Source organism: Pseudarthrobacter raffinosi, assembly GCF_023913835.1.
GTDB classification, from domain to species: domain Bacteria; phylum Actinomycetota; class Actinomycetes; order Actinomycetales; family Micrococcaceae; genus Arthrobacter; species Arthrobacter raffinosi.
In genome coordinates this window covers 124,025-146,498 of record NZ_JAMXBG010000002.1, presented here as the reverse complement: position 1 = coordinate 146,498, position 22,474 = coordinate 124,025, and the positions used below count along the sequence as shown (strand labels likewise).

The 22,474-nt window shown below is 65.9% G+C and carries 20 protein-coding genes; 3 read left to right on the top strand and 17 right to left on the bottom strand.

The window, feature by feature from the left end; translation table 11 throughout:
* Positions 1-3: 3 nt before the first annotated feature.
* The 7 genes from ftsY to coaD all read right to left on the bottom strand — a co-directional run bounded on the left by ftsY (position 4) and on the right by coaD (position 8,107).
* Positions 4-1,212 (bottom strand): signal recognition particle-docking protein FtsY, encoded by a 1,209-nt coding sequence (gene ftsY, locus NG697_RS02455; RefSeq protein ID WP_252613524.1) that lies wholly within the window; start codon positions 1,210-1,212, stop codon positions 4-6.
* A gap of 55 nt (positions 1,213-1,267) precedes the next feature.
* Entirely contained in the window at positions 1,268-4,858 is a 3,591-nt protein-coding gene (gene smc, locus NG697_RS02450; RefSeq protein ID WP_252613522.1) for a chromosome segregation protein SMC, read from the bottom strand.
* Positions 4,859-4,999: 141 nt separating this feature from the next.
* Positions 5,000-5,947 (bottom strand): bifunctional DNA-formamidopyrimidine glycosylase/DNA-(apurinic or apyrimidinic site) lyase, encoded by a 948-nt coding sequence (gene mutM / locus NG697_RS02445; RefSeq protein WP_252609981.1) that lies wholly within the window; start codon positions 5,945-5,947, stop codon positions 5,000-5,002.
* 8 nt (positions 5,948-5,955) lie between these two features.
* Positions 5,956-6,696: a ribonuclease III gene (gene rnc, locus NG697_RS02440; protein ID WP_252609978.1), complete on the bottom strand. Its 741-nt coding sequence runs from the start codon at positions 6,694-6,696 to the stop codon at positions 5,956-5,958.
* Between the two features lie 21 nt (positions 6,697-6,717).
* Complete coding sequence (gene rpmF, locus NG697_RS02435; RefSeq protein WP_009356569.1) at positions 6,718-6,921, bottom strand: 50S ribosomal protein L32; 204 nt, start codon at positions 6,919-6,921, stop codon at positions 6,718-6,720.
* A 36-nt stretch (positions 6,922-6,957) separates the two neighbouring features.
* On the bottom strand, positions 6,958-7,482 hold the full coding sequence (locus NG697_RS02430; RefSeq protein ID WP_252613515.1) for a YceD family protein: 525 nt from the start codon (positions 7,480-7,482) through the stop codon (positions 6,958-6,960).
* A gap of 124 nt (positions 7,483-7,606) precedes the next feature.
* On the bottom strand, positions 7,607-8,107 hold the full coding sequence (gene coaD, locus NG697_RS02425; protein ID WP_141140891.1) for a pantetheine-phosphate adenylyltransferase: 501 nt from the start codon (positions 8,105-8,107) through the stop codon (positions 7,607-7,609).
* A 43-nt stretch (positions 8,108-8,150) separates the two neighbouring features.
* On the opposite strand from coaD, the gene NG697_RS02420 reads away from it, so the two are divergent.
* Both NG697_RS02420 and NG697_RS02415 read left to right on the top strand, forming a co-directional pair.
* Entirely contained in the window at positions 8,151-9,380 is a 1,230-nt protein-coding gene (locus NG697_RS02420) for an aminotransferase class I/II-fold pyridoxal phosphate-dependent enzyme (protein ID WP_252609976.1), read from the top strand.
* Complete coding sequence (locus tag NG697_RS02415; RefSeq protein WP_252609974.1) at positions 9,380-10,168, top strand: spermidine synthase; 789 nt, start codon at positions 9,380-9,382, stop codon at positions 10,166-10,168. The genes NG697_RS02420 and NG697_RS02415 overlap by 1 nt, the downstream gene beginning before the upstream one ends.
* Positions 10,169-10,213: 45 nt before the next feature.
* Here the strand turns inward: NG697_RS02415 and rsmD are convergent, their stop codons facing one another.
* The 4 genes from rsmD to thiL are packed head-to-tail and all read right to left on the bottom strand — an operon-like array spanning position 10,214 to position 15,207.
* On the bottom strand, positions 10,214-10,852 hold the full coding sequence (gene rsmD, locus NG697_RS02410; RefSeq protein ID WP_252609972.1) for a 16S rRNA (guanine(966)-N(2))-methyltransferase RsmD: 639 nt from the start codon (positions 10,850-10,852) through the stop codon (positions 10,214-10,216).
* A 9-nt stretch (positions 10,853-10,861) separates the two neighbouring features.
* The gene (locus tag NG697_RS02405; RefSeq protein ID WP_252613513.1) at positions 10,862-13,144 is read right to left on the bottom strand and encodes an ATP-dependent DNA helicase RecG; all 2,283 of its coding nucleotides are present in this window, start codon (positions 13,142-13,144) and stop codon (positions 10,862-10,864) included.
* Positions 13,134-14,144, bottom strand: coding sequence for a DAK2 domain-containing protein (locus tag NG697_RS02400; RefSeq protein WP_252609968.1), 1,011 nt, complete (start codon positions 14,142-14,144; stop codon positions 13,134-13,136). Before NG697_RS02400 ends, NG697_RS02405 begins: the two co-directional genes overlap by 11 nt.
* A 22-nt stretch (positions 14,145-14,166) precedes the next feature.
* Complete coding sequence (gene thiL / locus NG697_RS02395; RefSeq protein WP_308293069.1) at positions 14,167-15,207, bottom strand: thiamine-phosphate kinase; 1,041 nt, start codon at positions 15,205-15,207, stop codon at positions 14,167-14,169.
* A gap of 122 nt (positions 15,208-15,329) precedes the next feature.
* Between thiL and NG697_RS02390 the strand changes: the two genes are divergently transcribed.
* Complete coding sequence (locus NG697_RS02390) at positions 15,330-15,833, top strand: DUF3515 domain-containing protein (RefSeq protein WP_252609965.1); 504 nt, start codon at positions 15,330-15,332, stop codon at positions 15,831-15,833.
* A gap of 76 nt (positions 15,834-15,909) precedes the next feature.
* On the opposite strand, the gene NG697_RS02385 is transcribed toward NG697_RS02390, so the two are convergent.
* The 6 genes from NG697_RS02385 to leuC all read right to left on the bottom strand — a co-directional run bounded on the left by NG697_RS02385 (position 15,910) and on the right by leuC (position 22,438).
* The gene (locus NG697_RS02385; protein ID WP_252609963.1) at positions 15,910-17,058 is read right to left on the bottom strand and encodes a D-alanine--D-alanine ligase family protein; all 1,149 of its coding nucleotides are present in this window, start codon (positions 17,056-17,058) and stop codon (positions 15,910-15,912) included.
* 2 nt (positions 17,059-17,060) lie between these two features.
* Entirely contained in the window at positions 17,061-18,110 is a 1,050-nt protein-coding gene (locus NG697_RS02380) for an NAD(P)H-dependent glycerol-3-phosphate dehydrogenase (protein ID WP_252609961.1), read from the bottom strand.
* A complete protein-coding gene (locus NG697_RS02375; RefSeq protein WP_252613511.1) occupies positions 18,110-18,877 on the bottom strand; it encodes a lysophospholipid acyltransferase family protein in 768 nt (255 codons plus the stop codon). The genes NG697_RS02380 and NG697_RS02375 overlap by 1 nt, the downstream gene beginning before the upstream one ends.
* Positions 18,878-18,887: 10 nt before the next feature.
* Positions 18,888-20,213, bottom strand: coding sequence for a UDP-N-acetylglucosamine 1-carboxyvinyltransferase (gene murA / locus NG697_RS02370; RefSeq protein WP_056349177.1), 1,326 nt, complete (start codon positions 20,211-20,213; stop codon positions 18,888-18,890).
* 158 nt (positions 20,214-20,371) lie between these two features.
* On the bottom strand, positions 20,372-20,974 hold the full coding sequence (leuD, locus tag NG697_RS02365; RefSeq protein WP_252609957.1) for a 3-isopropylmalate dehydratase small subunit: 603 nt from the start codon (positions 20,972-20,974) through the stop codon (positions 20,372-20,374).
* A 9-nt stretch (positions 20,975-20,983) separates the two neighbouring features.
* Positions 20,984-22,438: a 3-isopropylmalate dehydratase large subunit gene (gene leuC, locus NG697_RS02360; RefSeq protein WP_252613510.1), complete on the bottom strand. Its 1,455-nt coding sequence runs from the start codon at positions 22,436-22,438 to the stop codon at positions 20,984-20,986.
* Positions 22,439-22,474: the final 36 nt, after the last annotated feature.

Genomic DNA, 22,474 nt, shown 5'->3' with positions numbered 1-22,474 from the left:
TCCCTAGTTCAGCAGGGCGTCGACAAAGCTTTCAACTTCGAACGGAGCCAGGTCGTCGGCGCCTTCGCCAAGACCGATCAGCTTGACCGGCACGCCGAGTGATTTCTGGATGGCCACCACGATGCCACCCTTGGCGGTCCCGTCCAGCTTGGTCAGGACAATGCCGGTGATGTTCACTACCTCGGAGAAAACGCGGGCCTGGTTCAGGCCGTTCTGGCCGGTGGTGGCGTCCAGCACCAGCAGAACCTCATCCACCTCGGCCAGCTTCTCGATGACGCGCTTGACCTTGCCGAGTTCGTCCATGAGGCCGGTCTTGTTCTGCAGGCGGCCCGCCGTGTCAATCATGACAACGTCGACTTCCTGCTCAATGCCCGCCTTGACCGCCTCATAGGCGACGGACGCCGGGTCCGCGCCGTCGACGTCGGACTTCACGGTGGGAACACCCACACGCTGGCCCCACGTGGCCAGTTGTTCGGCGGCTGCTGCGCGGAAGGTGTCCGCCGCGCCCAGCAGGACGTCCTTGTCCTCGGCAACAAGCACGCGGGCGAGCTTGCCCACGGTGGTGGTTTTGCCCACGCCGTTGACGCCCACTACCAGCACGATGGCCGGCTTGTCCGCATGCCTATCGGTGCGCAGTGCGCGGTCCATGGTGGGATCCACCAGCTTGATCAGTTCCTCGCGGAGCAGTGCCTTGACCTGCTCGGGGGTCCTGGTGCCGAGTATTTTCACGCGCTCCCGGAGGGCGTCGACCAGCTGCATGGTGGGTTCGGTGCCGAGGTCGGCCAGCAGGAGGGTCTCCTCCACTTCGTCCCAGACGTTCTCGTCGATCTTGTCGCTGGACAGCAACGCAAGCAGGCTCTTGCCGAGGATGTTGTTCGACCGGACCAGACGCTCGCGGAGGCGGGTCAGGCGGCCGGCAACGGGAAGGGGGGTTTCAACCTGGATGATTTCCAGGCCCGCCACGTCATCAGGAACATCGGTGACTTCGAGGTCTTCGAGGTCCACGCCGGAGGGAGCGTTGCGCTCGGCCGGAACCACGGGCGCGTCCTCGAGCAGTGTTCCCCCGCCTTGCGGGGTGGCGGGATCATTGGCGTCGCGCGTCCCGGGGTACTGGGTGATGTTCTTCCGCGTCTTCAACAGGACCGGGATCAGCCCGCCAATAACCGCCAGGGCAGCAACAATGGACAGAATAATGGGGAGGATGTCATTCACTCCCCTAGCTTCTCACAAACGCGGCAGGCGTTCGGGGCTGCCACCTGCGCGGACGCTAGACGTCGACGCCCAGCCGCTGGCTGATGACGGTGGACACGCCGTCCCCGCGCATGGTGACGCCGTACAGCGCATCAGCCACTTCCATGGTCCGTTTCTGGTGGGTGATCACGATCAGCTGGCTGGACTCCCGCAGCTCTTCGAAGATGGTGATGAGCCGGCCAAGGTTGGTGTCATCCAGCGCCGCTTCAACCTCGTCCATGACATAGAACGGTGAGGGACGGGCCTTGAAGATGGCCACTAACAGTGCGACGGCGGTGAGGGACCGTTCGCCTCCTGACAACAGTGAGAGCCGCTTGATTTTCTTGCCGGCAGGTCGCGCTTCAACCTCGATTCCGGTGGTGAGCATGTCCGAAGGGTCGGTGAGGACCAGCCGGCCTTCGCCGCCGGGAAAGAGCCGTTCAAAGACGTGGACGAACTGGTCCCGGGTGTCCTCAAAGGCCTCGGTAAAGACACGCTGGACCCGATCATCCACTTCCTTGATGATGTCCAGCAGGTCCTTGCGGCTGGATTTCAGGTCCTCCAGTTGAGTGCTGAGGAACTGATGCCGCTCTTCCAGGGCCGCGAACTCCTCCAGCGCCAGCGGGTTGACCTTGCCCAGGGCTGAGAGGTCCCTTTCGGCTTTCCGGAGGCGCTTCTCCTGCTCCTCCCGGACGAAGGGCTTGCCTTCGGTGACCGGTGTGCCGTCGTCGTCCACGGGTGTCCGCAGTGCGGCCCATTTGTCCCCGCTTTCCTCTGCGGGGACGGGCACGGGCACGTCCGGGCCGAAGTCCGCCACCAGCACGTCGGGGGTGATCCCGAGTTCCTCGATGGAGCGTGTTTCCAGGGCTTCAATCCGTGCCCTTTGCTGGGCGCGGGCCAGTTCGTCCCGGTGAACCGAGTCCGTCAGTTCTGCCAGCTCGCGGGCCAGGGCGTCATTGGTTGTCCGGGTCTCCAACAGTGCGCGGTCCCGCTCTTCCCGGTTCTCTTCGGCGAGGTCGCGTTCATGCCGGGCCAGCTCAACAGACACGTCGATGAACCGGATTGCCAGCTCCACCGCAGCCGAGACGGCGGCTGCCCGCCTGGCCTGGATCCGACGGCGGCGTGCCCGTTCGGCAGCCTCTTCACGCGCCCGGCGTTCGGTGGCCGCTGCCCGCTCCAGCGATAGGGCCCGGTTGCGGGTGGCGGTCAGCTGCTCTTCCGTGCTGCGGAGCGACAGCCTCGCATCCATCTCCGCAGCCCTGGCCAGCGACGCCGCCAATGCGAGGGCATCACGCTGTTCGGTGGAGGGCTCCTCCTCGGCCGGCGCCTCCTGCGCCGCAGCCAGCCGCGCCGCAACGGCGGCCAGCGCCTGTTCCTCGGTCACAACGTTGGCCTCCGCCCTGGCCAGCGAGGTGGCCAGCCTGTCGCTTTCGCCGACGGCGCTGCGCAGGATGGAGTTCAGGTGGCCGAGCTTTTCGGCCACGGCCGCGAGCCGGGCATCAGAATCGTGCAGGCGGTCCAGGGCAGCTTCTGCCCTCGTCAGGGCCTCGGCGCGCCGGACCTCGGCGCCTGCCAGGGCGAACCTGTTCCGTTCCAGATCCGCGGTGACAACGGCCAGCCGGGCCTCGGCGTCGTCCACGGCGGCCTGCACCTCAAGCAAGGACGGCGCCTTCGCCGAGCCTCCAGTCACCGTGAGGGCGGTAAACACGTCCCCGGCCCGGGTCACGGCTGTCAGGTCCGGGCGTTCGGCAACCAGCAGCCCCGCACCATCCAGGTCTTCAACAACTGCCACCCCGGTCAGGAGCGCGGCCACGGCGGGTGCGGGCACGCCCCCGCCGGATGCCAGGTCCACAGCCCAGCGTGCGCCTGCCGGCAAGGGTCCGCCCGTGCCGGAGTTTGCGTCCCGCATGGGCACAGCAGACGCCAGCAGCAGGGAGGCACGCCCCGCATCGTCGTCCTTCAGAAGTTGCACCACGACGGCGGCCACGGCTGGATCCCGGACCACTATCGCTTCGGAGGCGTCGCCCAGTGCCGCGGCAATCGCCGTCTCATAACCCGGCTGAATGGTGAGGCCCGAGGCAAGCGTGCCCACAACGCCGTCCAGCCCGGAGTTGAGGGCGTGCGCCGCGCCGTCTTTTCGGTTAAGGCCGAGCTGCAGTGCGTCCCGTCGGGCCACGAGGGCGTCACGTTGGCGGACAGCTTCTCCCCCTGCGGAGGTCAGATCGGCAATCTCCTGGACGACGGCGTCGAGCTCTGCGCTGGCGTCCTCGTAGTCGGCGTCGAGGCTTTCCTCCCCCTCTTCGACCCCCGCCACCTGCGTTTCCAGGGCGGTGAACTCGGACTGGGCACGGCGGCGGCGTTCCTGTCCGGCGGTAAGTGACTCCCGCAGCCTGCCCAGCTCGGCCTGCGCGGATTCAACCCGCGATCTTGCCGCACCAACTTGTCCGGCAAGTTTCGCCAGGCCCTCGCGCCGGTCCGCTGCGGCCCGCAGGACGGCAGTGAGCCTTTTTTCCTCGGCAGACGCCTCGAGTTCGGCCCCGGTCTTCGCAGCCGTCGCTGAGTCCAGCGCGCTGCGCCGGTCCAGGATGTGGCGCTCCAGCTCCGTCAGCTCGTCCCGGACCCGGACGGCCTGCCGTTCCAGCTGCTCAGGATCCCTGCCCGAGTACGGTTCAGCATCAACGGCGCCCAGCAGCCGGCCGCGTTCCTGGGCCAGTGAGCCCAGCGAACGGAGCCGTTCCCTGGAAGCGGAGAGCCGGTACCAGGTATCCCGCGCGGCGTTGAGCTTTGGCGTGGCCTCGGCGGCGAGCTGTTCCACAGCTGCCTGCTGGCGGCGCCCCTCCTCCAGCTGCTGCTCCACTACGGCACGGCGGGCCTTCAGCGCCGTTTCGTCAGCCACGTCCTGCTCGAGTGAACTCTGCTGCTGGACGAGGTCGTCGGCCAACAGCCGTGCGCGTGCGTCCCGGACATCGAACTGGACCCGCTGGGCGCGGCGCGCCACATCAGCCTGCTTGCCGAGTGGTGTGAGCTGGCGCCTGATCTCCCCCGTCAGGTCGCTCAGCCGTTGCAGGTTCGCCTGCATGGCCTCAAGCTTGCGGACCGTTTTTTCCTTGCGGCGGCGGTGCTTGAGGATCCCGGCCGCTTCCTCGATGAAGCCGCGGCGGTCCTCCGGAGTGGCGTGCAGGACCTTGTCGAGCTGCCCCTGGCCCACGATGACATGCATTTCCCGGCCCATACCGGAATCCGAGAGCAGTTCCTGGATGTCAAGCAGGCGGCAGCTGGCGCCGTTAATGGCGTATTCAGAGCCCCCGGTGCGGAAGAGGGTCCGCGAGATGGTGACCTCGCTGTATTCGATGGGCAGCGCCCCGTCAGCGTTGTCGATGGTCAGGGACACATGGGCCCGGCCCAGCGGCGGCCGCCCGGAAGTCCCGGCGAAAATGACGTCCTCCATTTTGCCGCCGCGGAGGGTTTTGGCTCCCTGCTCCCCCATCACCCAGGAGAGGGCGTCCACCACGTTGGACTTGCCGGAACCGTTCGGCCCCACCACTGCCGTGACTCCGGGCTCAAAATCGAAGGTCGTGGCCGACGCAAACGACTTGAACCCACGGACGGTAAGGCTTTTGAGGTGCAAGGTGTTTCTGTTCTCCTGAATGGCTGAAGCGGCTGCTTTGCTGCCCCAAATCTACTGCGTCCCTGCGGGTTTCCACGGATTTCCGGGTGTCTGTCCCTGCACCGGGCAGCGCCCGATCATGCCCGGCAGGGCGACGGCGGCCTACCAGCGGCCGTTGCGCGGGCGCGGCTGACAGACCGGGCAGGTGTAGGACGAGCGGTTCATGAACAGTTCGCGGCGGAGTACGGAGTTAATCCCGACGGCGGCACAACGGCTGCAGGGTTTCCCTTCCCGCCCGTAGGCATTCAGGGAGCGGTCGAAGTAACCAGAGGCCCCGTTGACGTTGACGTACAACGAATCAAAGCTGGTACCGCCGGCGGCAAGTGCGTCCAGCATGACTTCGCGCGCGCTGGTGATGAGCCGTTCCGCGTCGCCGCGTCGCAGCGTATCGGTGGGCCTGGCGTAATGCAGTTTTGCCCGCCACAGGGACTCGTCGGCATAGATGTTGCCGATGCCTGATACGAGACCCTGGTCCAACAGGGCGCGTTTGAGGCCCGTCTTGCGCTTTCGCAGCCGGCTGTAAAAAAGGTCAAAGGAAAACGCCGGATCCAGGGGATCCCGGGCGATGTGGGAGGCTTCCTCGGCGATGAACGCAACGGGAGATTCCGCCTGGCCGCCCGGGCCGCCGTCGTCCGTGGGAACCATGCCGGTGACGAACAGCCCGCCGAAAATCCGCTGATCCACAAACCGGAGCTGTTCAGGCATACCGGCCCCGGGACTCAGGCGCAGCCTGACCTTGAGGTGTTTCTCGTCGGGCACGTCCGCGTCCTGCATCAGGAGCTGGCCGCTCATCCCGAGGTGGGCCATCAGTGCGACGGTGGGCGTGTCGGTGGCGCCGGGTGTCTCACACAGCGGCATCCAAAGGAATTTACCGCGGCGCACCACGTCCACAACCGTGGCACCCTGGAGGTTGCCTCTGAAATCCTCGGCGCCCAGGGCATGGCGGCGGAGCGAACGCGGATCCAGCACGTCCACCGATGTGATGGTCCGGCCGCGGACCCAACTCACCAGTCCGCGGCGGACTACTTCGACTTCAGGCAGTTCGGGCACGGCTCAGCCTAGACGCTGCGGGAGGACTCTGGTGATGCGTCCTCCGCCGCTGAGGCCACGGCGGCTCCCGCGCTTGGGGAGAGCTGCCGCCAGGCGTCCGCGGCAGCTTCCTGCTCCGCTTCCTTCTTCGAATGGCCCGACCCATTGCCATATGGCTTGCCCCCGATATTCAGGACAGCCGCGAAAGTACGGGCGTGGTCGGGCCCGTCCCCCTCAACGGCGTAGTAGATAGTGCCCATCTGCCGGCTGGCTGCCAGTTCCTGGATGCTGGTCTTCCAGTCCGTGCCGGCGCCGAGTGCGGCCGCATCCCTAAGGAGCGGCCCAATCAGGCGCATGACCAGCTGGCGGGCAGTCTCAATGTCGTTGGACACGTACGTGGCACCAATGAGTGCCTCCATGGTGTCCGCCAGGATGGAGGCCTTGTTCTTGCCCTCGGTGAGCTTTTCGCCCTGCCCCAGGTAGATATAGTCCCCGATGCCCAGGCTGCGGCCGATGCCGGCGAGGGCGCGCGTGCTGACAACCGCAGAGCGGCGCTTGGCAAGGTCGCCTTCGGGCAGCGTGGGGTTGTCCCGGTACAGGGCATCGGTCACGGAGAAGCCCAGGATGGAGTCGCCCAGGAATTCGAGCCGCTCGTTGGTGGGGATGCCGCCGTTTTCGTAGGCGTAGGAACGGTGTGTGAGAGCAAGACGAAGCGTCCCGGCGTCAATGGAGACACCGAGACGCTTCAGAAGCTCTTCAGTTGAAGACATCATGTCAGCCCAAGCGGCCGATTAGACGTCTGCGACCTTGCGGCCCTTGTACTCAAGGAACAGCGCGGTGCCAGCCGAGTCGGTAACGACCTTTGCCTGGTGCGGCAGGCTGTAGGTAACCTGGCCGTTTTCGACAGTCTTCACCAAGTGGGGGGCAGTTGCCTTCCACTGGGAGCGGCGGGCGCGGGTATTCGAGCGAGACATTTTCCGCTTCGGGACAGCCACGGCTAACTCATTTCTCTCTAGACAAACACGTACAAATCAGTTTTGCCGGTCAGGCTTAGCCAAGTCGGCTAGGGCAGCCCAGCGAGGATCTACGATCTCGTGGTGATGCCCCGGCTCGTCTTCCAGGCGGACTCCACATTCGGAGCAAAGGCCCTGGCAGTCTTCCCGGCACACCGGCTGGAACGGCAGCATGGTTACAACTGCGTCCCGCAACACCGGCTCAAGATCGATGACATCGCGCTCGACTCGATATTGCTCTTCTTCGTCTTCTTCGTCCGAAAGCACAACGCCCTCGTAGAAGAAAAGTTCTTGCACATTGACCTCAAGGTCATACGCAAGGGGATCCAGGCATCTGCCGCATTCGCCTTTTACTTCGGCGACTGCGGTTCCTGATACCAGGATTCCTTCGTGTACGGCCTCAAGCCTCAGATCCAGCTCGATGTCCGAGCCTTCCTGAACGCCAATGAGTGCCGCACCAAGATCACTTGGTGCGGGTACATGTTCCTTCAGTGTCCGCATGCTGCCCGGGCTGCGCCCGAGATCCTTGACGTCGAACGCCAAGGGCGAACTAGCATCTCGTTTAATGAGAACTCCTGTTGAACATATGACCGACGTACCATCTTAGCCTGAAGAACCGCAGGGACTCAAACCAGGCGACGGACGGCCGTCGAAGTACCGGACTAGCCTACCCTCTTGCCGGCTGATCGGGCGCAGACCCGCCCGCGAGCAACCTTTTATGTACGGACCGGGGCACATAGTCGGACACGCTGCCACCCAGACCGGCCACCTCTTTGATCAGGGTGGATGACAAATGCAGGTAGTGCGCCTCCGCCGGCAGGAACACTGTTTCCACGCCGCTGAGCTGGCGGTTCATCGTTGCCATCGGAAGTTCGTAGTCGAAGTCTGAGGATGAGCGGAGACCTTTGACGATCGCGGAGACACCGCGCTGGCGGCAGTACTCGGCCAGGAGACCGTCGCCCACCGGTTCCACCACAATGCCTTTGAGGGATGCCAGGGTTTCGCGCGCCATATCCAGACGGTCCCCCAGGCTGAACATGTACTTCTTCGCATAGTTGGTCGAAACCGCCACGATCACCTCATCGAAGAGGCCGGCGGCACGGGCGATGACCTCGAGATGGCCGTTGTGAATGGGGTCAAAGGATCCGGGGCAGACAGCGCGTCTCATGCACCGAACCTACCGCATGGGACGGCCGGGATACCATGACTGGATGCATCCACCACGGGACCTTTCCATGCCCACCGTGCCTGCCCCGTGGCAGCGCACCGCCTCAGGCGCCAATCTGCTGGGACCTGCCGGCCAACTGGGCGTCACCATCTTCGAAGAGATGACCACGCTGGCGGCGCAGACCGGCGCCATCAACCTCGGGCAGGGCTTTCCTGACGAGGACGGACCGCGGGAAATCAAGGCGGCAGCGATGGCCGCGATCGAAGCCGGGGCCAACCAGTACGCGCCCGGCAAGGGCATCCTGGAACTGCGTGAGGCCGTGGCTGCCCACCAGGAGCGGTTCTACGGGCTGGCCCCGGACCCGCACACAGAGGTCATCATCACTACCGGCGCCACAGAGGGGATCGCCGCAACGTTGCTGGCGTTCGTCGGCCCTGGCGATGAGGTGCTGACGTTCGAACCGTTTTATGACTCGTACGGCGCCGTCATCGGCCTGTCAGGGGCCACTCACGTCACCGCCCCGCTGCTGGCTCCCGACTTTTACCCGGACATGACGGCCATGGAGGCGGCCTTCACCGACCGCACCAGGGTGGTGCTGTTGAACAACCCGCACAATCCCACCGGTGCCGTCTTCCCCCGCCATGTTCTGCAGCGCGTCGTTGAGCTTGCCGCAAAGCATGACTGCCTCATCATCACCGACGAGGTGTACGAGCACCTCACCTTCGGCGCCAGGCACATTCCTGTCGCCACCCTGCCGGGTGCAGCGGAGCGGACCATCACCATCTCGTCCGCCGGAAAGACCTTCTCCTTCACTGGCTGGAAGATCGGTTGGCTGACCGGCCCGGACCATCTGGTGGCGGCTGTCCGGACGGTCAAGCAGTTCCTGACTTACAGCTCCGGTACACCGTTCCAGGCGGCCATTGCGACCGGCCTCGCACTGCCGGATGAGTTTTACCAGGGCGTTGCGGCCACTCTCCAGAAAAAACGGGACATCCTCAGCGAAGGCCTTCGCGCCGCAGGATTCGACGTTTACACGCCGCAGGGAACCTATTTCGTCAACGTGGATACCGCACCCCTCGGCATTGGCGACTCCGTGGACCTGGCCCGCAGGCTGCCCGGACTGGTGGGAGTGGCCGCGGTCCCCGTCCCCGTGTTCTGCCACCCGGAGGGCGCGGAACGGACACGGAGCCTGCTCAGATTCGCGTTCTGCAAGAAAGTGGAGCTCCTCGAGGAGGCCGCCGCCAGGCTGGCGACCCTCCGCGGAAAGCTCTGATGGCGGAGCCCGACGGCACACGTTCCACGCGGTTCCTGCGGACCACGGGACAGCACGCCTCCATCGAGCCCGATGCTTTCACCGACGGCGGCTACGTCCTGAGGATCGGCGGGGCCGAGCAGTCCCATGTTAACCTGGCGCATCCCGAGGAGATCTTCTACGAGTACCTGCGACGGATCGGCCACATTGTGGACCTCGCCGCTCCCGAAGGCCGGCCAATCACCGCGCTCCATCTTGGGGCCGGAGCCCTGACCCTTGCGCGCTACATCCAGGCGACGAGGCCCGGATCCGTCCAGTATGCGGTGGAGCTGGAACGCGAGCTCCTCGACTTTGTCCTGCAGCAACTCCCCCTGCCTGACGGTACCGAGCTGCACACCGTCATCGGCGATGCCCGAGACGCCCTGGCGGACCTGAACGCGGAACTTCTGTTCGACGTCGTGATCCTGGACATCTTTTCGGGTCCGGAAGCCCCGGCCCACATCGCCTGCGAGGAGTTCTACCAGGAGACGCGTGCACGCCTTGCACCGGAAGGCTTGCTGATCGTCAACGTGGGCGATGAACCCGGCCTGACCCTGGTACGAAGCCAGGCCGCCGCCATGCGCCGCGCCATGACCGACGTGGCGGCCTTCGCCGAAACCGGGATGTTCGCGGGCCGCTACCCCGGCAACATCATCCTCGCCGGAACGCAGGCGCCCTGGCCCGAAGCCTGGTCAGCCGAATTGACGGCACGCGGCCCCCACCCCGCGAAGGTTCTCGCCGGCGTGGACCTGGATAGGCTGGCCGGCTGAGCCGCAGACTCCCCGCCGTCCCAGGCGTCCCAGGCGTCCCAGGCCCTAAACCTGCTTCGGCGGCTGCTCCTCAATAACAACGTCCGGCGTGATGGCGTCCGGCGTGATGGCGTCCGGCACAAATGGCTCCGCGAACCAGAGCCGCGTTTCGCCGTACTTCTTCTCGGCAAACCGTTCCAGGCCGGCGGGCCAGAACGGCTCCGGTGAACGCGAGGACCGCTCCACCACTACCACGGCCGCCGGAGCCAGATGATCGGCGAGTTTGCCCAGCACCGCCGACAGGGCAGGGTCATCCAGCGGATACGGCGGGTCCAGGAACACCAGGTCCCAGCTGGCCGTCTCCGCCGTGCGCTCCAGGAAGGACTCCACCTTGGACCGGTGTACCGTCACTGCCTTGCGGCCCAGCACGCCGTTGATCAGGTCCGCGTTGCGTTGGCACACGGAACTGGCCTTGGCATCGAATTCCACGAGGTCGACGGCCTCAGCGCCCCTGCTGCTGCTCTCCACGCCCAACGATCCGGACCCTGCGTACAGGTCCAGGACCCGGGCGCCGGCAATGATCCCGAATGCGTCGAGCCGGGAGAACAGTGCTTCCTTCACGCGGTCGGTAGTGGGCCTGGTCAGGGAGCCGGGGACGCTGACCAGGGGGGTCCCGCCTGCGGCGCCCGCGATGATGCGGCTCATGGCCGCCTCCTATCCGCGCTCAAGGAACGCCTCCTTCTCGGGGTTCAAGTACTCGTCAATGGCCTCCGCCAACCGCGGATGCCGCGCCAGGGCCGGATCCGAGCCCACAATTTCCTGGGCGTCCTGGCGCGCCTGCGCAATGATGTCCTCGTGTTCCAGCACGCGCAGCAGTTTCAGGGTGGAGCGGCCGCCGGACTGCGACGCGCCCAGGATGTCGCCCTCGCGGCGCAGCTTCAAGTCCTCCTGCGACAGTTCGAAGCCGTCGGTGGTTGCCGCCACGGCATCGAGCCGGCGCCGGCTCGGGTGCCCGCGTTCGAAGTTGGTGACGAGCAGGCACGTTCCGGGAAGCCCGCCACGGCCCACCCGGCCGCGCAGCTGGTGCAGCTGGGAAATGCCGAAGCGGTCGGCGTCGAGGATCACCATCAAGGTGGCGTTATGGACGTCGACGCCGACTTCGATAACGGTGGTGGAGACCAGGAGCTTGGTCCGGTTGGCGGTGAAGTCGGCCATCGCGGCGGATTTCACTGCGGTGTCCAAACGGCCGTGCATTGGCCCAAGGGGCACACCGGCCAGAGCCGGCACCTGCTGGAGATGTTCGACGACGGCGGTCACCGACGCAAGCTCCCGCGCAGCGCCGTCGCCCGCCAGGTCAGCCGCGGAAGGTTCCGCTTCCCCCGGGCTGAAGTCGCCGTCGTCGTCCGTTCCGATCCTGGGGCACACCACATACACCTGATGACCGGCGTCGATCTCCTCACGGGAGCGGGACCAGATGCGGTCTGCCCAGCCGGGGTTCTCGGCGAGGCCCACCACATGCGTGGAAATCGGCGCCCGGCCGGCCGGGAGCTCGTCCAGGACGGACGTTTCGAGGTCGCCGAAGACCGTCATGGCCACGGTGCGTGGAATGGGCGTGGCCGTCATGACCAGCAGGTGTGGCGGTTTGTTGGCCTTTGACCTGAGGACGTCCCGCTGCTCCACACCGAACCGGTGCTGTTCGTCCACCACGATCAGGCCAAGGTCGTAGAACGCTACGTTGTCGCTGAGCAGCGCGTGCGTGCCGATCACAATCCCGGCGGCGCCGGATGCGGCGTCCAGCATGGCCCGTTTCCGGGCGCCGGTGGGCATGGAGCCGGTGAGGAGGGCGACCTGCACCGCCCCTTCGGCCAGGCTGCCCAGCAGCCCGTCCGCGGACAGCATCGGGTCACGGGACAGGGAGCCCAGGGTCCGCCGGATGGATTCGAAGTGCTGGGCGGCGAGGACCTCGGTGGGCGCCAGGAGGGCCGCCTGCCCGCCGGCATCCACTACCTGCAGCATGGCCCGCAGCGCGACGATGGTCTTGCCCGAGCCGACCTCACCCTGCAGCAGCCGGTTCATGGGGCTGTCCTGCGCCAGCTCCGTGGCCAGCGTTTTTCCGACGGCGGCCTGGCCGCCGGTGAGCGTGAAGGGCAGCTGCCTGTCGAACGCCGCCAGCAGCCCGTCCGTGGCCGGGCGCCGCGCCGTGGCTTCCTCGGCCGCAAGCTGGGCACGGCGCCGCGCCAAGGCCGCCTGCAGGACCAGGGCCTCCTGGTAGCGCAATCGCTCCTGGGCCTTCATCCAGTCAGCCTGCGATTCCGGCCTGTGGATGAGCCGGTAGGCCTCGGCCACGGGAAGGAATTTCTCCCTACGGGCCACCGCCTCCGGCAGCGGATCCGGCAGGGCATCCAGATCCACGGTTTCCAGGAGCGTGGCGATGACTTTCTGAATCGACCAGCTGGTGAGCTTTGCGGTGGCCGGATAGACCGGGATGGGCATCGCGGCGAGCTTTTCGGGGTCCATGACCGGCATGTCCGGGTCCTCGTCGAGGAGGTGGAAGTCCGGGTTGGTCAAGCCCAGGGACGCTCCGTAGCGCGTCACCTTGCCGGAGAACATCACGCGCCGGCCCGGCAGGAGCTGCGCCTGTGCCCGGTGTCCGCTAAAAAAGGTGATCTTGAGCGTGCCGTGCCCGCTGCCGGGGCCTACCGCGGAAAGGCGCGGACGGCCGTGGGAGGCGGCGTCGTCGGTGATCACAACGTCGGTGATGGAACCACGGCGCGTATGCATCTTGCGCGTGCTGTTGGAGAGCACCCGCGCAAAAAGCGTGACCTCTTCATCCAGCGGCAACTCGCTGATGGGCGTCAATTCACCCCGGTTCAGGTAGCGGCGCGGGAAGTAGTTCAGGAGGCCGCCGACTGTGGCGATGCCCAGGTGCTTCTCAATGGCCGACGCTGACCGCTTTCCGATCAGGCGTTCCAGGCCCAGGTCCAGTTCAGCGTTCATGCCCACTGGAGTTCACCGGAGCTGGTTCGGGTTCGCGGGCCAGGGCGAGTTCGCTGACCGAAATGTCGCTGGGCTCGCCGAGGGAACGGATCAGGGCCACCGCGGGTGCGGCGTCGGGGACGTGGACATGGACGCGCCACCGGTAGCTGCCTTCAGCATCGGCCAAACTGTCCACCTGGCTCATGATGACGGACTCGCCGACCTCGTCGAGCCGCTGGCGCAGCGTGGCCGCGCTGAGCGGCGAAAGGCTGATGGTGCACATGACCTCAACGCCGTCGTCAGCCGGCATGTCAGCGTGGATGTGGGGGTCCTGGACGTCGAAGCCGTGCAGCCCGTCGAGGAGTTCGCCCTGCAGTTCTTCGCCCAGGACGGCGGAGCGGAGGCAGTCAAGGATGAGCAGCATGCCAACGCCCCCGGCATCGACAACATGCGCGGCTTCAAGGGCTGCCAACTGGCTCTCGGTGCTGACAACTGCTCTCAGCGCACCGTTGACGGCAGCGTCGAGGGCTTTGCCCAGGGCCTGGTTGCTGTCGTCGCCGTTGTGGCCGGCGTCCACTGCCGCGGCGGCCCGTGCGGCGGCTTCCATCACCGACAGCATGGTGCCGGGGACGGGATCGCTCAACGCGGACCACGCCCGGATCTGGGCGCGGTTCAGCGCGGCGGCCAGGAGGGTTGACGTCAGTCGGGTGTGACCGGCCAGGGGTTCAGCCGCGGCGCAGAGAAAGACCGAGAAGAGGGTTCCGGAATTGCCGCGGGCCTGCTCCATCGCGGCCCTTCCGGCACGCGCCAGCACCGCTCCGACATCCGCCTGGCCGGCGTCAGCCGGGACTGCCGCGCCTTGGCCCGCCGGGCCGCTGTGCAGGGCACGGGCGGCCGCCCGAACGGTGAGGTAAAGGTTGGTGCCGGTGTCACCGTCCGCCACGGGGAAAATGTTGATGGCATTGAGGCGGTCGCTGTGGTTGGCAATGGCGGTTTCAGCCTTGTCCAACCACCGCTTCATCGCTTGCGCGTTGGCGGCAACCTTAGTCTGCAAAGTGATCCCATCCCCCGGTGCCAACGGCGTGGCCCGCAATTGTGACGCCCGGAAGTGTGGCGCTTCCCAAGGCTTGTACTGAGCCTATCGCAGTGAATCCGGCAGGCAGCTGAACGCCGGCCGGGAATGTGGCCAGCAGCCCGTGGTCCTCTCCCCCGCCCAGCACCCAGGCCATGGGGTCAGCTCTGAGAAGGTCCGACGCCGGGCGCAAGGCTTTCGCGAGAGGTTTCAGTGCGGCGGGGTCAAGGTCCAGGACAACCCCACTGGCCGCGGCGAGGCGGCCGCCGTCGCGCACCAGGCCGTCCGATATATCCAGCATGGCAGTGGCTCCGGCTGACCTGGCCAGCGGCCCCGCGGACAGTGGCGGCCGTGGCCTGCACTGCACTTCCACGAGCGCCCATTGCGCGGGCACCAGGGATTGCACAGCAGCCTCTGCTTCCAGGAGCGCAAGCCCGGCCGCGGCCCTGCCCACCGTACCGGCCAGGGCCACAACGTCGCCGGCACGGGCCCCCGACCGCAGGACCGCGTTGCCGCCAGCCAATGAGCCCAGCACGGCGACCGTCACGGAGATTTCCCTGCCGCGGCCCAAATCGCCCCCAGCCACCGAACAGTCTGTTGCCCCGAGTTCCCGGATTCCCGCAGTCAGGCCGTCGGCCAGGTCCGCCACCCAGCTGACAGGGGTGTCGGGCGGCAACGTCAGGCTCACCACCAGCGACGTGGCCACGCCGCCCATGGCGTTGATATCGCTGAGGTTCTGGGCCGCCGCCTTCCAGCCGACGTCGAAGCCCGTGGTGCGGTACCCGCTGGGCCATTGGAGCCGGAAGTCCTGGTCCTGCACCTGGGTATCGATGCTGATTACTGTCCTGCCATCCGGAGCGGCGATAATGGCGGCATCGTCGCCCGGGCCAAGCAGGGTTGCCGAACTGTACGTTCCGGCCATTTCCAGCCGCGGAAAGATCCGGGCCAGCAGTTCGGCTTCGGACAGCGCGGCGACAGTCAGCGTTTCTTCAGTCAACGGAATTTCAGGCACGCCCCTACGCTACAGCGCGGCACCGACATTGCTGGTCCGCCCCTTGTTGTAGAGATCCTCGCGACGGACGTCCGGTCCTTCCTGCGTCCCGCTCCATACGGCGGCGACGCTAGGCTGGATGGATGCGCAATCCCCGTTTTCCCTTGCCTGTCAGCGTGTCCGGAATCCTGCTGACCGCGGCCCTCACTGCAGCCGCTTTGTCCGCCTGTGCCCCGACTGTGGATGTCACCGCCGCAGGCGACGCGGCGAACCCGGCCTGCGCTCCGATGATGGTGGCCCTTCCTGACGCCATCGGCGATGCTGCCCTGCGGAAAACCAACAGCCAGGCCACCGCCGCCTGGGGGGACCCGTCTCAGGTGATCCTGCGCTGCGGCGTCAACGCTCCTGGCCCGACGACGGACCGCTGCGTGAGTGTCAACGGCATCGACTGGGTCATCAAGGAGGGCGACCCGATCTACACGCTGACGACATTCGGCCGCGAACCTGCTACCGAAGTCCTGATGGATCCGGAGGTCATCAGTTCAGCGACCGTCCTGGCTGATCTCTCCGCCGCGGCCGCAAAGATCCCGGCCAGCCGGAACTGCGTGGGTCAGGAAGACCTGCAGAGCCTGCCGTCCAGTCAGTAGGGTCCCGGTGGTGGGCCCACGCCGGCAGGGTTCCCTGGCCGAAGCGGAGCGAGGTTAGGGTGCCGGTGGGGACCGGTCAGCGCAGGCCGGTCTTCCGGTTCAAGGCCAGATGGATCAGCTCATCAATCAGGTCCGCGTAGTTCAGGCCTGATGCTGCCCACATCTGCGGGTACATGCTTTTGGGCGTAAACCCGGGCATGGTGTTGATCTCGTTGATGATCAGTTCGCCGTCGGGCGTGTAGAAGAAGTCCACTCGGCTCAGGCCTTCGGCACCCACAGCGTCGAAGGCAGCTGCTGCGAGTTCCCGGACCCGCACGATGGCTTCGTCGGGAATGTCGGCGGGGCAGCTCAGCGCGGCGGCGTCGTCCTCAACATACTTCGCGTTGAAATCGTAGAATTCGTGCGTTCCGGCGGCGACGGAAATTTCGCCCGGCATGGACGTCCGGGGGGAATCGGTCCCGCGTCCTTCCAGGACCGCGCACTCAATCTCACGCCCTACGATGCCAGCCTCGATGACCAGTTTGAGGTCGTGGCGCCGGGCTTCCTCGACGGCGGCGTCGAGTCCCTCGAGGGAGTCCACCTTGGAGATCCCCATGGACGAACCCGCCCGCGCCGGCTTGACGAACACAGGAAAGCCGAGCTGGTCCACCTGCTTGCGGACGGCCTCCGCGTCCTTGACCCATTGGCGGTCCGTGACGGCAATGTAGGGCCCCACGTGCAGCCCGGCGGCCTCGAACACAACCTTCATGTAGTGCTTGTCCATGCCCACAGCCGACGCAAGCACGCCGGCGCCGACGTAGCGCGTGTCGGACAGTTCCAGGAGCCCCTGGATGGTGCCGTCCTCGCCAAAGGGACCATGGAGAAGGGGAAAAACGACGTCCACGGTTCCGAGTTCCTGCGGGACCTGGTTCGGTGCGGCGACGATCAGCTGGTGCTCGCCGCCGATCTCGGCGAGCGTCACGGTTTCCGACGACGGCGGGACCTCCGGCAGCGACGACGCGGACAGCGACCATTGGGCGGTATCCCCCGCGGCCAGCACCCATTGCCCCGATTTGGCGATGCCGATGGGGATGACATCGTACTTGTCTTTGTTGATGGCGCCCAGGACGCCGGCAGCGGTCACGCAGCTCACGGCATGCTCGCTGGACCGGCCACCAAAAAGCACCGCGACGCGGGGTTTGGCCCGTGGGGCTTCATCCGCTGCGGTCAGGTTTTCATCGGACATCGTCAGTAATCGCCTTCGGGTTTCAGGTCCCGGGCCAGCAGCAGCGGCCCCAGTTGGTCAACGGACAGTTTGCCGGCCAGGACGGCAACGACGGCGGCGGTGATGGGCATCTCGACGCCCAGTTTCCCCGCTAGCTCGTGCACGGCCTGGCCGGATTTGATGCCTTCGGCTGTTTGGGTCATCTTCAGTGCCAGCTCGTCAAGAGTGAGTCCCTGGCCCAGCAACCGGCCAGCCGTATGGTTTCGCGACAGAGGCGAGGAACACGTCGCCACCAGATCCCCCAGGCCCGCCAGCCCGGCCATGGTCCGTGCCTCGCCACCAAGGGCAAGGGCGAGCCTGGATGTTTCGGCCAAGCCTCGGGTGATCACGGAGGCCTTGGTGTTGTCCCCCATCTGTTTACCTTCACAGATGCCCACGGCCAGCGCTATGACATTCTTGACGATGCCGCCAATTTCCACACCGACGACATCCGCCGTGGTGTACGGACGGAAGTACGGTGCGGTGCAGCTCCTCGCGATCCAGCCCGCGGCCGCCGCATCGGAACAGGCCACCACAGAAGCAGTCGGTTCCTCCCGGGCGATCTCCATGGCCAGGTTGGGACCGGAAACCACGGCAATGCGGTCCTTGGGAATCCCCAGTTCGTCGCTGATCACCTCACTCATCCGGGAGTCCGTGCCGAGCTCCAGGCCCTTCATCAGGGACACCACCACGGCGTCAGCGGCGATCAGCGGCTTCCATTCACGGAGCTGGAGTCGCAGTGACTGTGCAGGAACGGCCAGGACCACCAGGTCCGCGCCCGCCAGCACCTCGCTGACGTCTGTGGACGCTGTGATGCTGGGCGGCAGCTCTGTGTCCTTCAGGTACTGGACGTTTCGGTGCGTGCTGTTGATCTGCTCCACCACTTCGCTGCGTCGGCCCCAGATCCGGATGCTCCGCTGTTCCCCCGCTGCCCGAGCCGCATCGGCGAGGATCTTGGCGAACGTGGTACCCCAGGAACCGGCGCCCAGGACGGCGACAGACCGGGCGGAACCCTGACGGCTTCCGTCAGCCATCAGGTGGCATCCGCAGCGTCGTCAGGATTTTCCCGCACAACGAAGCGACCGTGCGTGGCTTGATTGTGCTTGGAAGGGTCCCAGCGTTCAGCGGGCGGCTCCTCCCCGCGGATGTCGGCCAGCAAACCGGTCACGGCATCCATGATCTTCTCGGTGGCCGCGGTCAGCGTTGCTTTGTCCAGTGGCCGGCCCATGAACTGGCTGAGGTCAACGGGCTTGCCCACCATCACCCTGGACGTCCTGCGCGGGAAAAGGTGGAACCGCTTCGCATAACGCGGGAACACCTCATGGGCGCCCCAGTGCGCGATCGGTACCACGGGAATGCCGCCTTCCAAGGCAAGGCGGGCAGCGCCGGTGTGGCCCTTCATCGGCCACAGCGCGGGATCGCGGGTGAGTGTGCCTTCGGGGTAGATGATGATGGCCCCGCCGTCCGCCACAATCTCCTGGGCGAGCTGCAGCGAGCGGTTCGCTCCCGCCGTCGAGCGTTCCACCGGGATCTGCCGGGTGGCCCGCAGGACCGCGCCCAGGACGGGAACCTTGAACAGCCCGGCCTTCGCCAGGAAGTGCGGGGCGCGGTTCTGGTTGTAGAGAATGTGCCCCACGATCAGCGGATCGATTTCCGTGCAATGGTTAGGCGCGGCAATAAACCCGCCGGCGGGGAGGTTCTCGAGGCCTTCCCACTTCTTGTTCATCATTGCGTTCAGCACCGTGCGCACTATGGCCGCGACCAGAACGAATGTGGCCTGGCTCTTGGCCGTTTCCTTCACGTACCCACCGCTACTTTGTCGAGGTGATGTCGAAGTCGGCGCCGAGGCCGGACAGCTTTTCGGTGAAACGTTCGTAGCCGCGGTTGATGATGTCGATCCCGGTCACGCGCGACGTGCCCGAAGCGGCCAGCGCCGCGATCAGGTGGCTGAAGCCGCCACGCAGGTCCGGTACGTCGATGTCGGCGCCCTTGAGCTGGGTGGGACCGGAGATGACGGCGGAGTGGAGGAAGTTGCGCTGGCCGAAGCGGCACGGCACGCTGCCCAGGCACTCGCGGTGCACCTGGATGCTCGCGCCCATCCGGATGAGCGCGTCGGTGAAGCCGAACCTGTTTTCATAGACGGTCTCGTGAACGATCGACACGCCTTCGGCCTGGGTCAGGGCCACCACCAGCGGCTGCTGCCAGTCGGTCATAAAGCCGGGGTGCACATCCGTTTCCAGGACCAGAGGGTTGAGCTTGCCGCCCCGGTGGTAGAAGCGGATGCCGTCCTCGCCGATGTCCATGCCGCCGCCTACCTTCCGGTAGGTATTCAGGAACGTCATCATGTCCCGCTGCGAGGCGCCTTCGACGAAGATGTCACCGCGGGTCACCAGTGCTGCCGAAGCCCACGACGCCGATTCGTTGCGGTCCGAGAGGGCACGGTGGTTGTAGCCGCCCAGGTCCCGGACGCCTTCAATGCGGATGGTCCGGTCGGTCTGGACGCTTATGATGGCGCCCATCTTCTGCAGCACTGCGATGAGGTCGATGATCTCAGGTTCCGTGGCAGCGCCGGAAAGCTCCGTGATCCCTTCGGCGCGGGTGGCGCTGAGCAGCACCTGCTCCGTCGCACCCACCGAGGGGTAGGGCAGATTGATCTTGGCGCCATGCAGGCCCTTGGGCGCAGAGATGTGGATGCCGCCCGGGCGCTTTTCCACCACGGCGCCGAACTGGCGGAGCACGTTCAGGTGGTAGTCGATGGGCCGGTCACCGATCTTGCAGCCGCCAAGGTCCGGAATGAAGGCCTCACCGATCGCATGGATCAGGGGTCCGCAGAGCAGGATGGGGATACGCGAATCACCGGCGTGGGCATCGATCGCCGTGCTCGGGGCGGTTTTGGCCGCCTTCGGATCCAGGGTGAGGTCACCGCTGACGGGATCCTTGACCACCGTCACTCCATGCAGCTGCAGGAGCGAGGTGACAACCTCGACGTCCTTGATCTCCGGAACGTTCCGCAACACCGACGGCTCGTTGCCCAGTAATGCTGCCACCATGGCCTTGGGAACAAGGTTTTTGGCTCCCCGGACGCTGACGCGGCCTGTAAGCGGGACTCCGCCGCGGATTGTCAGAACACTACTCATATACCGGTTTCCTTACGATTACTCGCCCCAAAATCCTTGCAAAGGCTCCAGCTAAGCATAGGAGGTTGCGTTACCGAACCGAAATACGGGCGCCGAAAGCCTCCGGCGCGGCGCTGTACAGGCGGCTCCGTCCGGGGCGGGAAACTCCGCGCTCCCGCTCAGGAAAGGCGGGCCGGAAGCGTTTTGGGCATAAAGGCCGGACGGGTGGCCTCGAAGGCGGTGATGTCCTCTTCGTGCTGGAGCGTCAGGCCAATATCGTCCAGGCCTTCCAGGAGGCGCCAGCGTGTGTAATCGTCGATTTCAAAAGGCGCGACGATACTGCCGCAGATAACAGTCTTTGAAACGAGGTCAACGGAGACTTGGGTGCCTGGTGCGTTTTCCAGTTCTTTCCAGATCAGCTCGATATCGTCCTGGGCGAGCTCGGCGGCCAGCAGCCCCTGCTTGCCGGAGTTCCCACGGAAAATATCGGCGAAACGTGAAGACAGGACCGTCTTGAAGCCGTAGTCCTTCAAAGCCCAGACGGCGTGTTCACGGGACGAACCGGTACCGAAATCCGGGCCCGCCACCAGAACGGAGCCGGCGTTGAACGGCGCCTGGTTCAGGATAAAGGCCGGGTCCTTGCGCCAGGCGGAGAACAGTGCGTCCTCGAAGCCGGTACGGGTGATCCGCTTGAGGTAGACCGCGGGGATGATCTGGTCCGTGTCAACGTTGCTCTGGCGCAGCGGGACGCCGATGCCGGTGTGGGTGGTGAACTTTTCCATGGCGGCCTCCTAGGCTGCGTCGGTGCGGATGGCGGCGGATTCGGGGGCCGGATCGAGATCCGACGGCGAACTCAGGGTGCCACGGATGGCCGTGGCCGCTGCCACCACAGGCGAGACCAGGTGGGTGCGGCCGCCCTTGCCCTGCCGGCCTTCGAAGTTACGGTTGGACGTCGAGGCGCAACGCTCCCCCACCTCGAGCTGGTCCGGGTTCATGCCCAGGCACATCGAGCAGCCGGCGAAGCGCCACTCGGCGCCGAAGTCCTTGAAGACCTTGTCCAGGCCTTCGGCCTCTGCTTCCAGCCGCACGCGGGCCGAACCGGGTACCACCAGCATCCGGATGTTGGGGTCCTTCTGGCGCCCGCGGATGATGTCCGCAGCAGCCCGGAGGTCCTCCATGCGCGAGTTGGTGCAGGAGCCCAGGAAGACCGTGTCCACCCGGATGTCCTTCATGGGCGTACCGGCGGTCAATCCCATGTACTGCAGGGCGCGTTCGGCGGCAGCCTTGGCGTTTTCGTCGCCGAAGTCCTCCGGGGACGGCACCTTGGCGGAAAGCGAAACACCCTGCCCTGGGTTTGTGCCCCAGGTGACGAACGGCTCCAGCGTGTCGGCGTCCAGGGCCACCTCGACGTCGAACGTGGCGTCGTCGTCGGTCCTCAGCGTGTTCCAGTACTCGACGGCGGCATCCCACTCGGCGCCCTGTGGCGCGTGCGGGCGGCCATTCATGTAGTCGTAGGTGATCTGGTCCGGGGCCACCAGGCCGGCGCGGGCACCGGCTTCGATGGACATGTTGCAGATGGTCATGCGGGCTTCCATGGACAGCGCGCGGATGGCGGAACCGCGGTATTCCAGGACGTAGCCCTGGCCTCCGCCGGTGCCGATCTTGGCAATCACGGCCAGGATGATGTCCTTGGCGGTAACGCCCGGGCGCAGCGTGCCTTCGACGTTGATGGCCATGGTTTTGAACGCCTTCAGGGACAGCGTCTGGGTGGCCATGACGTGCTCCACTTCGGACGTGCCGATGCCCATGGCCAGGGCACCGAACGCGCCATGGGTGGACGTGTGGGAGTCACCGCAGACAACGGTCATGCCAGGCTGCGTGAGGCCAAGCTGCGGGCCAACCACGTGCACAATGCCCTGTTCCGCGTCGCCGAGAGAGTGCAGGCGGACGCCGAACTCCGCGCAGTTGTTGCGCAGCGTCTGGATCTGCGTGCGGCTGGTGAGATCGGCAATGGGCTTGTGGATGTCCAGCGTGGGAGTGTTGTGGTCCTCCGTGGCGATGGTGAGGTCCGGGCGGCGCAGCTTGCGGCCGGCCAGGCGCAGGCCCTCGAAGGCCTGCGGAGAAGTCACCTCATGGACAAGGTGAAGGTCAATGAAGAGGAGGTCGGGCTGGGCATTGGCTCCTTCGCCCTCGCCTTTGCGCACCACATGTGCGTCCCAGACTTTCTCGGCCAGTGTCTTTGCCACGGCCATCTCCCTTCACTGCTGTTTGGCTGTTTGGTT